Source organism: Clostridium sp. HV4-5-A1G, from assembly GCF_900184915.1.
GTDB lineage: Bacteria > Bacillota > Clostridia > Clostridiales > Clostridiaceae > Clostridium_B > Clostridium_B aromativorans.
This window is the reverse complement of the sequence record NZ_FXYI02000077.1, coordinates 1-15899: the sequence shown is the minus strand read 5'-3', so window position 1 is coordinate 15899 and position 15899 is coordinate 1. Positions and strand designations below refer to the sequence as shown.

Sequence of the window (15899 nt, the reverse complement as noted above, 5' to 3'; positions counted from 1 at the left end):
TATTATAACACATTTTATGATTTAAAATCATATTTTTATAAAAATTTTCATTCATATTATTTTAAACATATCTCTTTAACCCTCTCACATCAACCCTTTACCACAAAAAACCTCTGTCATTTGTGGTAAGGTTCTCCCTTCAGTATCTTAAAAGCTCTGTAAATCTGCTCCAGAAGCATTACCCTGAAAAGCTGATGTGGAAAAGTCATTTGAGAAAAACACAATTTACAATTTGATTTCTGTAAAATTTCCTCAGAAATACCCAGAGAACCTCCAATTATAAAAATTATGCTGCTGTTTCCCTCCAGGGCAAGCTGCTGAACTTTATAGGCAAACTCCACCGAGGACATCATACTTCCCTTTAAGTCAAGAGCTATTACATAACTGCCTTCCTTTAAATATTTCAATATCTTTTTGCCTTCCTTTTCCCTTATCATGTCCTCCTCTTTTTCTGAAGCTCCATCCGGAATTTTCTCATCCATGACTTCAATGATATTCAGCTTGCAGTACCTGGAAAGCCTTTTGGAATACTCAAAAACCGCATCCTTCAAATATTTTTCCTTTAATTTTCCCACAGAAATTATTGTAATGTTCATATCGTCCTCCACTTTTCAAATTGTTAACTTTCAAAACAAACATAAAAAAATCTCTCCTCTACTAAAACTGGAAAGATAGACAAAAAAACAAGTATACAAAACAATACACTGCAGCTGCAGTGTTAAGATATTACCTTTCATTATATTATTTATATTTTATCAGATTTGATTCCAAACATCAAATTATCTATTTTCAAAATTCAATCACATATACTATAATGTTAATGAACTCAATTTGTATTGGAGGTTTATTTAAATGAAATTCAGTGAATTTAAATATGAAAGACCTGACTATGAGAAAGTTAAAGCATCAATTGATTCTCTTATACGTGAACTGAAAATCTCTAACAGTTTTGAAAAACAACTTGACTGCATAAATCGTATAAATCACATTAGAAACCACCTTCAGACTATGGGAACTCTAGCTGAAATAAGGCACAGTATAAATACAAAAGATAAACACTATGACGAGGAGCAAAATTACTGGGACAAATACTCACCGCTGTATAATGAACTTGACTTTACATTTTACAAAGAGCTGATTCACTCAAAATTCAGAAAAGAACTGGAAGAGAAACTTGGCAGACAATTTTTCACTTTGGCTGAATTTTCCCTAAAAGCATTTTCCCCTAAAGTAATAGAGGACTTACAACTTGAAAATGCACTGTCATCACAATATACCAAATTGCTGGCTTCTGCAAAAATTCCCTTCATGGGTGAAACCAGAAACCTTTCTGAGTTAACGCCTTTTATGCAGGACAAGGACAGAGAAGTGAGAAAAAATGCTTCTGATGCCAAGTACAAATTTTTTACAGATCATGAAGATGAAATTGATAAAATATATGATGATCTGGTGAAAATAAGAGATAAAATTGCCAAAAAACTGGGTTTCAAAAACTTTGTGGAGCTAGGTTATATAAGGATGAAAAGAAGTGACTATAATCCACAGATGGTAGCCAATTTCAGAAAACAGGTGGAAAAATACCTCGTACCCGCTGCTTCAGAACTCTATGAAAGACAGAGAAAAAGGCTTGACCTTGACAATCTTACTTATTATGATGAAAACTTTGAGTTTGCCACTGGAAACGCCAGGCCAAAGGGAACTTCAAAATGGATAGTGAAAAATGCCCGTAAAATGTATTCTGAGCTATCTGACGAAACCGGGAAATTCTTTAACTTCATGCTGGAAAAAGAACTTTTGGATCTTATAACCAAAGAAGGTAAGGCTGGTGGTGGATACTGTACTTATATACCAGATTACAAAGCACCTTTCATATTTTCAAATTTCAACGGAACCTCAGGGGATGTAGATGTCTTGACTCACGAGGCTGGGCATGCCTTTCAGACTTATCTGTCCCGATGGATTGACATTCCAGAATGTATTTTTCCAACCTACGAAAGCTGCGAAATACATTCAATGAGCATGGAGTTTTTCACCTGGCCCTGGATGAATCTGTTCTTTAAAGAAGATGCAGATAAATACAGATTTGCCCACCTTGAAAGCGCTGTAAAATTTATTCCCTATGGTGTTACGGTGGATGAATTCCAGCATTATGTTTATGAAAATCCTGAGGTCTCTCCTTCTGATAGGAAAAAAGCCTGGAGAAATATAGAAAAGAAATATCTCCCTCATAAAAATTATACCGGATGTGATTTTCTTGAAAAAGGATGCTGGTGGTTCCAGCAGTCCCATATATTCAATGTACCTTTTTACTATATAGATTATACACTGGCACAGATATGCGCCCTTCAATTCTGGAAGAAAGCCATGGACAATAGAAAATATGCCTGGAATGATTATATAAAAATATGCAAGGTGGGAGGCACAAAATCCTTTTTGGAATTGGTAAAATTGGCTAACCTTAAATCTCCTTTCGAAAATGGATGTATAAGTTCAATTATGAAACCTATAAATGAATGGTTCAATTTAATAGATGACAAAAAACTGTAATTTAAAAATAATTTAAAATGATATGAGGTTACAAAATTAATAGGATTGTCTCAAATAATCGAAATAATCCTATTAAAGTAACTTCTATATTATCTATAATCCGCCAGTTCAACCCCCGTGCTGCAGATCAATTGCTTTACACTATCAACTTCATCAGATCCCGGCGTGACAAATTCATTTTTGAATCTTCCCAACCCTATAGTTTCATATTTACCTTCTCCTAAATTATGATAGGGTAAAATTTCTATTTTCCCATTAGGTACATATTTCTTTACATATTCAGCTGCAGCCGTAATATTTTCTTCTTTGTCATTTATTCCAGCGACAAGAGGAATTCTGACTACTGTTTCCTTTTTTAATTTTCCTATTCTTTTAATATTTTCTAAAATCAACTTATTACTTACACCAGTTAATTCTATATGTTCCTTTTCATCCATATTTTTTATATCTACAAATATAAAATCAAGCTTTTCAAATATATCTTTCACTTCATCCCATATAAAATATCCACTGGTCTCAATAGCCATATCAATTCCAATACTATAGCTTTCATCTACAAGAGCTCTCAAAAAATTCTGCTGAAATGTTGCTTCACCTCCTGAAAAAGTTATTCCTCCATTCGATTCCCTGAAAAAAACCATATTTTTTCTTATTTGATCCATAACTTCTTTAACAGACATGTACCTTCCAACAATTTTTCTTGCACCATACGAGCATACATTAACACATCTGCCGCAGGTCACACAATTTTTTTGCTTTGTAGGACACACTTCAATACATTTTCCGCATTTAACACATTTTTCCTTAAATACTGCAAGTTTAGGCTTAACTGTCCATGTTTCTGGATTACAGCACCATTTACATCTCAACGGGCATCCTGATAAAAATATAGTTGTACGTATTCCATTTCCATCATTTACTGAAAAATTTTGTATCTGGGATACATATCCTTTTTCACTCATACCACTCATATTCTACATACTTTCATGTACTGTTCTTGCGATAATTGCATCCTGAACTTCTTTTGACAAATTCACAAATTGAGTACTATAACCTGCAACACGAACTAACAGATCCTTATAATCTTCAGGTGATTCCTGAGCCTTACGCAATATTTCGTTAGACACGGTATTAAATTGTACATGAAATCCTCCCAATGAAAAATATGCTCTGATTATAGCCTCTAAATTTCTAAGTCCCCTATCCGACTTTAAAAATTCAGGTGACAATCTCAAATTCAAAAGTGTACCCCCTGTGTGTACATCATGATTGACCTTTGCTGCTGATTTCATTGCAGCAAGCAGCGTGTTCGTATCGCTTCCCGTAAATGGCGATACTCCCTCTGACAAAGGTGTTCCTGCCTTTCTGCCGCAGGGCGTCGCTCCTATTACTCTGCCTGTAGGTATATAATTGGAAATACCCATAAATGCCGAATTGAATTTAGAACCAAAAATATCTTTGTACTTTGTAACTTCTCTATAATAAAAATCAGAAATTTCCACTGCAATGGAGTCTACATATTCATTGTCATTTCCGTATTTTGGAACTGACAGTGCTTTCTTCCGCAACTCTTCATATCCATTCCAATCCGCATCCATTGCTTTGTTTAGCTCCTCAAGAGTAGTAATATCTTCTTCAAAAACCAACTTTTTTATTACAGCTAGAGAATTTGATACAACTCCCAAACCTATTCCTGTTAAAACAGGCCCTATATTGTACTTGGCACCGCCTTTGCTCAAATCTCTACCTTTATCCATACATCCATCCACACAGGTTGACAAAAATGGCCTTGGAACTAGCTCTGTGTGGAGCTGTTGCGCTATTACCGTTCCAATAACAGTATGTTTTATTAAATTTGCAAGCTGTTTCAAAAAGGCGTTTTTCACCTCTTCATAAGTATCAAATTCAGATGCATTTTTTTCGCTGAGCCCCATAGATTCATGAGTCAATCTACTTTTACCTTCATTTAATGCATATTCAAGTGCTGCCCCAAAATTGATATTTGCCGCTGATGTCCATTCCCCTGTCTTCCTAAAATGAGGTACTACACAGCCGCAATTGTTCCAATCCCTCGCATCTTCAGGTTCATACCCCGCCCTCAAAAGCATCTGTGAGCCAACGTTATCATTATGAATGGCAGGAAATCCAGTTCCCGTTTTAACCAGCTTGCATACTGCCATTAAAAATTCTTCAGGACATCCCGAATGAATTCGAACGCTTAAACCCGGTTGATGGGTTTTTACATTTGCTGTTGCCTTAAGGCACATGTATGATAGATCATTTGTGGCATCACTTCCATCTCTTTTTCTGCCACCAACCGTTAAATTTTGGAATTGATTATACCCTGCAAAATAACCAGCTGTATTAGAAGATATTGTCCATATCCATTCGGATAGCTTAATCCATAGAGCTTCTATTAATTCTTGAGCTTTTTCCTCTGTTATTTTATTTGATTTAATATCAGATTCATAATAAGGGTACATATATTGATCAAATCTTCCTAAATTAAGGGAAAGAGGGTTCTCAGAAATTATACAGCCCAATTGCACAAACCATAGAAATTGAATTGCTTCATAAAACGTTTCAGGTTGATTTTCAGGCACCTTTTTACATATTCTTGATATTTCCATCAATTCATTTTTCCTCTCAAGGCTGTTTTCTTCTCTTGCAAGCTCTTCTGCTTTATCAGAATACCGATTTGCAAATTTTATTATTCCAGAAGCCACAATTTTTACAGACCTGTAAAAATTCACTTTATCAATGTTTTCCACGGAGGTTTCCTCCAATTCACTTAAATGCTCTTCAGCTTCACTCTTAATTTTCCCATACCCTTTTGCAAATAATATATCCTGGTAATCCGGAGTAATTTCGCCAACTGCCTGTCTCCATTTTGAATCAGTATCGATTATCCCAGTATCAATCAGTAATTTTGCAGTTTCTTTAGGTACTCTTTTTAAGAAACATTCTTCCAGGGATTTACCTTTCCAATATGGAAATATTTTATCACGTACAAACTGCCTCTGGCTATCTGTAATATAATAAGGATCCTGGGGCCTTTTATCAAAGGAATCCATCTCCTTGTCAACCCATTTCCATGAATATTCAGGAGTAAGTATGCCGGTTCTCTTAAATTTTCCCGCTGTTCCCACAATCAGCTCATTCTCAAATATATTTACAGGGAGCTCTTCACATGCTTTTAAGAAAGCTTTTGCTCTTCTAATAGACAATGGTTCCCCCTCTGTACTCTCATGAGATTCAGTCCAAATTTTTGCTCTTTCATAACAAATAGATGGCTTTGAGTTTAAATAACCCTGCCTAAGCTCTTCAATTCTATCCGTAACACTCATCATCACACCTCCATAATAAATTCATATAATTATTTCTATATAATATATGTATATTATATATTGTATACAATATTCATGTCAATGATCTTGTAAATATAAACACAATTTTTATTTAAAAGCTGACACTTTAATTTAACGATAAAAATTACAGAAACAAAGAGAAACTGTTACACTATCTGTGCAACAGTCTCATAAAAATTATTTTACCAAGTTTTCATATTTTATTTAAAGCCTTGTCAAATTCAGAGATCAAATCATCTACATCTTCAAGACCTGTAGAAATACGTATTAGGCCCTTGGATATACCTGCTTTACGCAGTTCATCATCATTTAGTGCCCTATGTGAAGTCTTTACGGGATATGATACAGATGTAGCCACACCTGCTAGGCTAGGTACAAATTTCACAGTGTCGAGTGCCCTTATAAGTTCATAAGCTCCCCTTTCACCATTTACAACATCAATGCTCAACATTCCTCCATACAAACCATTGATGAAATTTTTACTGGCCATTTTGTTGGAAGGTGAAGATTTCAATCCAGGATAATGAACTTTTTTCACTTTACTGTGCTTCTCCAAGAAATCTCCCAATTGCATAGCATTTTGGGAATGCTTAATCATTCTAATTTCCAGAGTCCTAAGACTTCTTATAAGAAGCCATGCATCAAAAGGACTCATCATAGGTCCATAGAGTGCAGATATATTTCTTATATTTTGAGTAAGATATTTATCTGAAACCACAATTCCACCAGTTACATCACTGTGACCACACAAATATTTTGTAGCGCTATACACCACTATATCTGCTCCAAGTTTTATTGGTTGGCATACTATAGGAGTGGCAAAAGTGTTGTCCACAATCAATTTGGCTTTATGAACATGAGCAATATTTGATATTGTCCTCAAGTCAGCAACCTCCATAAGCGGATTCGATATAGTTTCCACATACACCAATTTTGTATTAGGTCTGAAATATTTCTCTATGGAATCATTTATAGTATTCACAAAAGTAACATCTATATTGAATTTACTCAATTCATTCTTAAGAAATTGATAAGTTCCACCGTATAGTACATTATCTGCAATTATATGATCTCCTGCCTTTACCAGAGATAAAATAGACATGGAAACAGCTGCCATGCCAGATGAAAAAACCTGCGCATCCTCTCCTTCATCGATACTGAACATTATTTCCTTCAATGCATCATGAACTGGATTTCCATTTCTGGAATACACATACCCTTTGGCCTTTCCCTCATAGACTTCATCCAGTGTTTCCACATCATCAAAAGCAAATACAGAAGTCATAGAAATAGGCAAAGTCTTGGATTTAGAAATGGATTCCGGATTTTGTTCTCCACGGTGAATGAGCTTTGTAGCAAAACTTCTATTCATAATAAACTCCTCCAAATACTGCTAATATTATTCTTATACTTACAACTTATATAACATCTATTTTATCTAAATCCTCTACACAAGTAAATATCTTTATAAAATAATATTCTCTTCATTTTAATCAGACTTAAAAAACAGGAATTTCTGATCCTTTATATGTGTCTTTTATAAGCTGTTTTATCTCGTCAGTCTGATAGGCTTTAACCACCTTTTTATAAGTGGCATTGTTTTTATCTTTATCTCTAGCTGCAATTACATTTATATACGGCTTTGCATTTTTATTTGATACATCCTCTAGATAAATTGAATCCTTAACTGGATTAAGTTTGGCATCTATAGCCACACCACTGTTTATTATAGCTGCATCTACATCTTCAAGTGATCTGGGAATTTGGGTAGCAACAAGTTCTACAAATTGAATATTCTTTGGATTTCCAGTTACATCTTGAAGTTTTGGTAGAAGTCCCACTCCCTCTTTCAATTTTATCAAGCCTGCACTTTGAAGCAGGTTCAATCCTCTGCCCTCATTTGTAGGATCATTTGGAATAGCTATTTTTGCACCTTCTTTAATGTCTTTAATGGATTTTATTTTATGTGAGTATACTCCAAGCGGTGCGAGTACAGTCTCACCTATAGCACTGATTTTCAGATTGTGTTGTGCTTTAAATTTATTGAGATAAGCATAGTGTTGAAATGAATTCAAGTCAATTTCACCATCGGAAAGTGCCATATTAGGACGTACGTAATCTGAAAAACTCACAATCTGCAGATCAATATTTTCCTTTGCCAGATTTTCTTTAACTTTGTCCCAAATCTTATGATCATCACCGGTTATGCCTATCTTAACCACCTGCTTTTTACTGCTAGAAGTTTGTCCAGCACTGTTACTAGAACCACAGCCTGCCAAAACCCCTAAAGATAATACGAGTGTTAAAAATAACACTAAAATTTTTTTCATTACTAAGACCTCCCTAATCTTTAAATTAATGTGTTGTTATTTTTGATAAAATATCTCCTACAAATTGAATGACATTTACAATAATCAAGAGCACAATTATAGTAGCTACCATAACATCTGTCTGGAAATATTGATATCCATAGCGTATGGCGAAATCGCCAAGACCCCCTCCTCCTACAGTACCTGCCATAGCAGATAATCCAATAAGACTTATAATTGTTATTGTAAGAGAATGAATGATTCCCGGCAGTCCTTCAAGAAGCATTACTCTGAAAATTATTCCAAAGGGACCTGAACCCATTGATTGCGCCGCTTCAATTACTCCCTTATCTATTTCAAGCAGCGCAGATTCAATTTGCCTGGCAATAAATGGAGTACAGCCGAATATAAGAGGCACCAGGGCTCCTCTTGTACCTATGGTAGTACCTACTAAAAGTCTTGTAAGTGGGATTATAGCTGCAAGAAGGATAATAAATGGTATAGATCTGAAAATATTTATTATTTTGCCAAGTATACTGTTAACAATTCTATTTTCAAGTATACCTCCTTCTTGTGTAACAACCAGGGTAATTCCCATTATTGTTCCAGCTACTGTAGATATAATTCCTGAAACAGCCACCATATAAAAAGTTTCAAATATGGCTTTTAGCATTTCAGGATATAAATTCACCAAATTTGGTGCTATTTTTGCTAAAAATTCATTCATTTTATCACCTTCAAAAATTTAAAAATTCATATTTTAGATTCAATTACTTCCAACTTTTAATTTATCACTATCATTTTTAATACCTACGTATTCCACATGTATGCTATTTTCTTCAAGGTATGCTATTGAATTATCTATACTCTCATCCGTTCCATTTAACTTCACTATCAAATTTCCTATAGGTACATTTTGAATAATTTCTACATTCCCAAATAGTATACTGGCATCTATTTTAAATTTTCGAGAAATTTTCGAGATAAATGCCTGACCTGTTTTTTGCCCTGTAAAGGATATTTTAACAATACTTTCTCCTTCAGTTACCTGTTTAAGTTCACCCATCGAACTTCCCTTTTCAAGAAAATCATATATTTTCTCATAATGAAATAGTGAAGATATAAATTTTTTGGTTATAGGAGCTTTTGGATTTGTAAATATATCTATTATATTCCCCTGTTCAACTATTTCACCAGAATCTATTACTGCCACTCTCTGACATATTTCCTTTACTACCTCCATTTGATGAGTTATTACTACTATAGTCAATTTCAAATTTTCATTAATACCTTTTAAAAGTTTTAAAATTGACTGAGTTGTCTGTGGATCCAGAGCCGATGTGGCCTCGTCACATAAAAGCACTTCAGGATCATTGGCCAGTGCCCTGGCAATTCCAACTCTCTGTTTTTGCCCGCCGCTCAGCTGTGAAGGATACACTTTTATTTTGTCATTTAGTTCCACCAGTCTTAAAAGATCCAGTACTTTTTTCTCTATCTCATTTTTGCTAAAGCCCTTTCTCTTTAAAGGATAGGCCACATTCTCAAATACCGTTCTATTTTTCATGAGATTAAAATTTTGAAATATCATTCCAATTTTTTCTCTGCTCTCTCTCAATTCTCTTGGAGATAAACGAGTTAGATTCTTTCCATTTACGATTACTTCTCCGGAAGTCGGCTTTTCCAATAAATTTATACAGCGAATTAAAGTGCTTTTTCCCGCTCCACTGTACCCTATGATTCCAAAGATCTCACCAGCTTTAATGTGAAGATTGACATTTTTTAAGGCTTCCACTGTATTAGTTTTACCTGTATAAATCTTGTTGATATTTTTTAGCCATATCATACTTTTCCCTCCTCTAAAATCATCTATTGCAATTTTACAGTAATTTTATTCATAAAAAATCCCCTTCCTAAAAGAAGGGGATACACGGCATTAAAAAAAACCCGCGGAAGGGTTTTTATACCTTTCCTCATCTTTCAGAACAACGTTCTGCTGGATTTAGCACCATCACACAAATGTGGTTGCTGAAACTTCAAAGGGCCAGTCCCTCAGTTTCTCTTGATAAGGATATATTCAATTTTTTCAAATTACTTTATAAGCTAAATTATACAACTTATTTTTATTATGTCAATATGTAATTTCTAATAATCATTTTTGTTGACAAAATTACTTAAAAGCTCTATTATGTTTAGTAGTCAGTTTAATATGCAAAATTCTTATCCAGAGAGGTGGAGGGAACGGCCCTTTGAAACCTCGGCAGCAGATCTTTTTAAAAGATACTGTGCCAATTCCAGCAAGTTTATTTTTATAGGCTTGAAAGATAAGAAGAGAATTTAAATATCTCTTCTTTGTTTCAAAGAAGATTTTTTTATGCAAAAAAGAGGAGGTTTTTATTATGAACATAAAATATATCAAGGATTTTCAACAGGACATAATAAATGGAATCGAAAATAGCAAAAATGCTTATATAAATATAAGCCACCAAATACACAGTCATCCTGAGATAGGAAATGAGGAATTTTTTTCTTCCAAATTACTTATAGATACCTTGAAAAAGGAAGGATTTTCTATAGAAAAAGCAGCAGCAGGCCATCCTACTTCTTTTATAGCCAGGAAAAAATCAAATAAAAATTCCAGTACAGTTATCGGATTTTTGGCAGAATATGATGCTCTTCCCAATTTAGGACATGCCTGCGGCCACAACATCATAGGCACGGCAAGTACAGCTGCAGCTATTTCCCTGTCAAAGCTTATAGATGAAACTGGCGGGGAAATTGTTGTATTTGGTACTCCTGCTGAAGAAGGAGGAGAAAATGGCAGTGCAAAAGCGAGCTTTGTAAAACATAATTTATTTAAGGATGTAGACGCCTGTATGATGATTCATCCTGGAAATGAGAACTATAGAACGGTTAAATCTCTGGCCAATGACCCAATTCAATTTGAATTTATAGGAAAAGCCGCTCATGCAGCAGCTTGTCCTGAAAAAGGAATAAACGCCCTTGATGGAGTAATCCAATTATTTAATGGAATAAATGCCCTAAGACAACATGTAACCAGTGATGTGAGAATACACGGTATAATAACCGATGGCGGATATGCCCCAAACATAGTTCCGGATTATGCCAGAGCAAAATTTTTCATACGTGCCTCTGAAAGAAATACCTGCGATCAGGTTACAGAAAAAGTTAAAAATATTGCCAGAGGAGCATCTTTGAGCACAGGAACTAAGGTTAACATAAGTTTTTTCCAGAATAAGATAGATAATTTTCTCATAAACGACAAATTTGATGATGTGTTTGCAGAAAATCTAGAATCACTGGGAGTTCATATAAAAAATAAAATTCCAGAAGGGCTTGGTTCTACAGACGCGGGTAACGTGAGCCATGTGGTTCCAACTATACATCCCCATATAAAAATAGGAGATGACAAATTAGTAGGCCATACTCCAGAATTCCGTGAAGCCGCTATATCAAAACAAGGAGATAATGCTCTTATAATTGGAGCCAAAGCTCTAGCACTGACAGGCCTCACTCTGCTTACTGATAAAAACAAACTCAATGCAATTAAGGAAGAATTCAGCAGGCAGCATTCCTAAAAAATATTTACAGGTATCCACCTGAACCTTTATCCGATGGTTGCCGGCACTTATCTACAACTTTAAGGAGTTGATAGTTTTAGCAATGGTAGCGGTCGGATAAAATTACCTACCAGGAATATACAGTACCATCACTTCTCCAATCTGTACCACCGAATAGAACTCCATTTTCATTTTTCCATATTATCTGTCCCCTGCCAAATACACTTGTATCAATTTCATAATCTACATCATGACCTCTTTCATACAAATTCTCTGCCAAATTTGAAGAAAACTGCTTTTCAAGGCTTACATTTTTACCTGAGGTCCAGAACCATCTGGGTGCATCCAATGCCGCCTGAGGATTCAACCCAAAGTCAATAAAATTCATCAGTACTTGAATATGCCCCTGCGGCTGCATAAATGCTCCCATAACTCCGAAGGGACCTATGGGCCTATTACCTTTCATCAAAAATCCTGGAATTATAGTATGGTAGGGTTTCTTTTCAGGTTCCAGGAAATTTACATGATTTGGATCAAGTGAAAAGCTATTTCCCCTATTGTGAAGGGCAATTCCCGTTCCAGGTACAACCAAGCCAGAACCAAAACCCATATAATTGCTCTGTATATAAGATACCATGTTTCCCTCGCCATCTGCAGTGGCAAGATAAACAGTTCCACCGTTTATATTTTTATACACCTTGGGCATGAAAGCAGTTTCTGTTATTTGCTTTCTTCTCTCTTCTGCATAAGATTCAGATAATAAGTCTCCTATATTGACTTTCATTTTTTTTGCATCAGTAACATATTTTAAAGAATCTTCAAAAGCCAATTTTATGGCTTCAATCTGCTTGTGACAGGTATCCACTGAGTCTTTTTCACCAAATTCAAACCCCTTCAGTATATTAAGTGCCATTAAAGCTGTTATTCCCTGTCCATTTGGAGGCATTTCATATACATCATAGCCCCTATAATTTACACTTATTGGATCCATCCACTCCGGTTGAAATTTTTCAAGATCCTCTCTTCTTATGTATCCACCAGTATCTTTGGAGAATTTATCTATTTTTTCCGCCAGTTCTCCCCTGTAAAAAGCTTCTCCTAAGGTCTCAGCTATAGTTTTTAAAGTTTTCCCGTGATCCCTTAAAGTTACAATTTCTCCTATCCTAGGTGCTCTTTCCTTAGGTGAGAAAGTTTCAAACCAGTATTTAAATTCGTCACCTTTCAAATAATGTTTGAATTCTCTGTAGGATTTTTCCCAAAGGTGCCCTACAGTAGGCGTAACAGGATAACCTTCTTCTGCATATTCCACAGCAGGTGCTAAAAGTTTTTCAAAAGGAAGCTTCCCAAATCTTTTCCAAAGCGCCGACCATGCAGCAGGAATACCTGGAACATTTACAGGTGCCCATCCGAACCTCGGCATTTGTTTATACCCCTTACTTCTCAACATATCCACAGATATTTTTTCTGGTGAGGGTCCACTGGAATTTAAGCCATAGAGTTTTCCCTTATAATAAACTATCGCAAAAGCATCTCCTCCAATTCCATTGGAAGTGGGTTCGCATACAGTTAAGGCTGCTGCTGCAGCCACAGCAGCATCTACAGCATTCCCTCCATTTTTTAGAATCTCAAACCCAGCCTCTGCTGCAAAATTCTGTGAAGTAGCTACCATCCCATTCTTCCCATAGGATACAGCCCTGGACGTTTTATATGGATTATATAAATTATCAGATCTCATAGTTATCCTCCCAAATATATTTAATTGCATAATTGCACTTCTTAATTTTCTGTTATCATTTCAATTTTCTCCACATCAAATAAGCCCTTATCCGTAAGTCGGATTTTAGGAATGACAGGAAGTGCCATAAATGACAAAGTAATAAAAGGATCTATTCCATCATGAACTCCCATTTTCCTGGCAGTATCAATCATAGTCTTTACTTTCCTCTGAACTACACCACTTGGCAGATTACTCATCAATCCCCCAATTGGAAGAGGCAAACTTTCAATTATCTTTCCATTTGAGGCAATGACATATCCGCCCTGTAGTTTTTTTAAACAATTAACTGCAGCAACTATATCTCCGTCATTATCGCCGGCAACTATAATGTTATGGGAATCATGAGACACCGTAGTTGCAATTGCACCTCTTTCTATTCCAAATCCTTTTAATGGAGCTACTGATACATGATTTGTCTTTCCATGCCTTTCTATTACACAGAGTTTATTATAGTCCCCATTTGGTACAAAAATATCTCCCTTTCCTGGAATTTTTTCAAAAAGATGTTCTGTTGTCAGTTGTCTTTTTACAATTTCTATTACGTGATTTTTCTGTTTCCTTTTCAGCAGCAATCTTTCTTCATCAATAGACTTAAAAATAACTGTATTTAACATTTCTTTTTCTTTAATTTCATATTTAAACAGAGATAGATAATTATCGTCTATAATATGTCCAGATTTTAAAACAAAATCCACTTTTACCTGATTTAAATCCTTCAAAACCACGATATCTGCCATATACCCTGCGGCAACGGCTCCATGATTTTTAAGTCCGTAAAACTCAGCTGGGTAATAGGTAGCCATTTTAATTGCTTTAATAGGTGGTACCCCAAGCTCAATAGCCTTCTTTATATTATAACTTATGTGACCTTCCTTCTCAATATCGTCTAACTGTTTGTCATCAGTACAAAACATGCATTGTTCAAAAGGAAGTTTCTCATGAAGAATTCCCTTTACAATGGTTTCCAAATTTTTAGCTCCACTTCCCTCTCTTATTAAAATGTGAAAACCCGACCTCATCTTTTCAAGTGCTTCCTCAAAAGTAATACATTCATGATCATCGTCAATGCCTGCCATACGATAGGACTGGATTTCTTTCCCCTTTATTTCAGGAGCATGTCCATCTATAATCTTATCCTCAAACAGAATAATTTTATCCATTATCTCCTTTTTACCCTCTATTGCATCATGAAAACACATAACTTCCCCAAGTCCAAGAACTCTAGGGTGATTTCTGTATTTTTTCATATCTTTTGCAAGAAATTTACCTGCTCCATTGGTATCGAATTGAGTAGCTGGTACCGATGAAGGTATCATTATATATATATTAAGAGGTATATGCTCCGTGGCATCCAACAAAAAATCCAACGCCTTCTCACCTCTTACATTAACCAGCTCATGGGGATCAGCAATCAACGTGGTAGTTCCCCATTTGAGAATCACTTTTGCCAGTTCAAGGGGCATGACCATGGTTGATTCCATATGCATATGGGCATCTATAAAACCCGGTACAATGTACTCACCAGTACAATCTATTTCTTTTTCTCCACTATATTTGCCAATTCCAACGACCGTATCTTCTACAATGGCCACATCGCCTTTAATTATTTCTTCTGTAAATACATTTACTATATTGCCTCCTTTTAATACAATATCCGATTTTTCATTTCCCATTGCTGCACTTTGTTTTTTCACTCTATTTCTCATTAATATTCTCCTTTCTCATTTAGAGAAAGGTATAAAAAAACCAGCTACCGAAAAATAATTATAATATACCTATCTCTAAATATACTTATAATCAACTATTTACGGTAGCTGGTAGAAACGCTCAACCTCATTATGAGCTTATATAAGTGACCTATGTTAACTTTTATTTAATTAAATTATACTATATAAAAATTTTTTGTCAATTCTGAATAATATTAATATCTCCTATCATATAAGGTACAGCTCTTCCACTTATTTTAACTCTATCTCCAGCCATCTTGCAGTACAATATTCCCCCACGTTCTGATAACTGCTTAGCTACCATTACCCTTTTATTCAATATCCGTGACCAAAATGGTACCAAATTGCTGTGTGCTGACCCCGTTACAGGGTCTTCATTTACACCGAGTTTTGGATAAAAACAACGTGACACAAAATCCACATCTGTACCTTTAGCTGTAACAATAACTCCTAACCCCTTATCCAGTTTTACCATCTTAGAAAAATTTGGGGTTAATTTTTTAACCTGCTCTTCTGTTTCTAATACTATAAACAAGTCTCTCGATAAATATGTTTTTATATTATACTATACTATTATTTAGACAATTATCAAT

The 15899-nt window shown here is 35.2% G+C and carries 11 protein-coding genes, 1 pseudogene and 3 riboswitches; of the genes and pseudogenes, 2 read left to right on the top strand and 10 right to left on the bottom strand.

The window, feature by feature from the left end; all coding sequences use genetic code 11:
- Nucleotides 1–116: 116 nt before the first annotated feature.
- A complete protein-coding gene (gene rlmH, locus J5G60_RS09795) occupies nt 117–596 on the bottom strand; it encodes a 23S rRNA (pseudouridine(1915)-N(3))-methyltransferase RlmH (RefSeq protein WP_150355507.1) in 480 nt (159 codons plus the stop codon).
- Nucleotides 597–852: 256 nt separating this feature from the next.
- Between rlmH and J5G60_RS09790 the strand changes: the two genes are divergently transcribed.
- Entirely contained in the window at nt 853–2547 is a 1695-nt protein-coding gene (locus tag J5G60_RS09790) for a M3 family oligoendopeptidase (RefSeq protein WP_150355506.1), read from the top strand.
- A gap of 89 nt (nt 2548–2636) precedes the next feature.
- Here the strand turns inward: J5G60_RS09790 and J5G60_RS09785 are convergent, their stop codons facing one another.
- From J5G60_RS09785 to J5G60_RS09760, 6 genes are all read right to left on the bottom strand, one after another.
- Entirely contained in the window at nt 2637–3509 is an 873-nt protein-coding gene (locus J5G60_RS09785; RefSeq protein ID WP_150355505.1) for a glycyl-radical enzyme activating protein, read from the bottom strand.
- Between the two features lie 12 nt (nt 3510–3521).
- Entirely contained in the window at nt 3522–5894 is a 2373-nt protein-coding gene (locus tag J5G60_RS09780) for a glycyl radical protein (RefSeq protein ID WP_150355504.1), read from the bottom strand.
- 214 nt (nt 5895–6108) lie between these two features.
- Nucleotides 6109–7287, bottom strand: coding sequence for a trans-sulfuration enzyme family protein (locus tag J5G60_RS09775; RefSeq protein ID WP_150355503.1), 1179 nt, complete (start codon nt 7285–7287; stop codon nt 6109–6111).
- A gap of 127 nt (nt 7288–7414) precedes the next feature.
- Nucleotides 7415–8245, bottom strand: coding sequence for a MetQ/NlpA family ABC transporter substrate-binding protein (locus J5G60_RS09770; RefSeq protein ID WP_150355502.1), 831 nt, complete (start codon nt 8243–8245; stop codon nt 7415–7417).
- 25 nt (nt 8246–8270) lie between these two features.
- Entirely contained in the window at nt 8271–8951 is a 681-nt protein-coding gene (locus tag J5G60_RS09765; protein WP_150355501.1) for a methionine ABC transporter permease, read from the bottom strand.
- Nucleotides 8952–8990: 39 nt separating this feature from the next.
- Complete coding sequence (locus J5G60_RS09760) at nt 8991–10067, bottom strand: methionine ABC transporter ATP-binding protein (protein ID WP_150355500.1); 1077 nt, start codon at nt 10065–10067, stop codon at nt 8991–8993.
- A gap of 124 nt (nt 10068–10191) precedes the next feature.
- A riboswitch (SAM riboswitch) is annotated at nt 10192–10293 on the bottom strand.
- A gap of 145 nt (nt 10294–10438) precedes the next feature.
- A riboswitch (SAM riboswitch) is annotated at nt 10439–10552 on the top strand.
- A 68-nt stretch (nt 10553–10620) separates the two neighbouring features.
- On the opposite strand from J5G60_RS09760, the gene J5G60_RS09755 reads away from it, so the two are divergent.
- Nucleotides 10621–11820 carry a M20 family metallopeptidase gene (locus tag J5G60_RS09755; protein WP_150355499.1) on the top strand — a complete coding sequence of 400 codons (1200 nt, stop codon included), beginning with the start codon at nt 10621–10623 and terminating at the stop codon, nt 11818–11820.
- Between the two features lie 109 nt (nt 11821–11929).
- Here the strand turns inward: J5G60_RS09755 and J5G60_RS09750 are convergent, their stop codons facing one another.
- The 3 genes and pseudogenes from J5G60_RS09750 to J5G60_RS09740 all read right to left on the bottom strand — a co-directional run.
- Nucleotides 11930–13537 (bottom strand): gamma-glutamyltransferase family protein, encoded by a 1608-nt coding sequence (locus J5G60_RS09750; RefSeq protein WP_150355498.1) that lies wholly within the window; start codon nt 13535–13537, stop codon nt 11930–11932.
- Nucleotides 13538–13578: 41 nt separating this feature from the next.
- Complete coding sequence (gene ade, locus J5G60_RS09745) at nt 13579–15285, bottom strand: adenine deaminase (protein WP_150355497.1); 1707 nt, start codon at nt 15283–15285, stop codon at nt 13579–13581.
- 68 nt (nt 15286–15353) lie between these two features.
- Nucleotides 15354–15451: riboswitch (purine riboswitch) on the bottom strand.
- Between the two features lie 33 nt (nt 15452–15484).
- A pseudogene (locus J5G60_RS09740) lies at nt 15485–15865 on the bottom strand (PhzF family phenazine biosynthesis protein); the annotation flags it as partial.
- Nucleotides 15866–15899 lie beyond the last annotated feature (34 nt).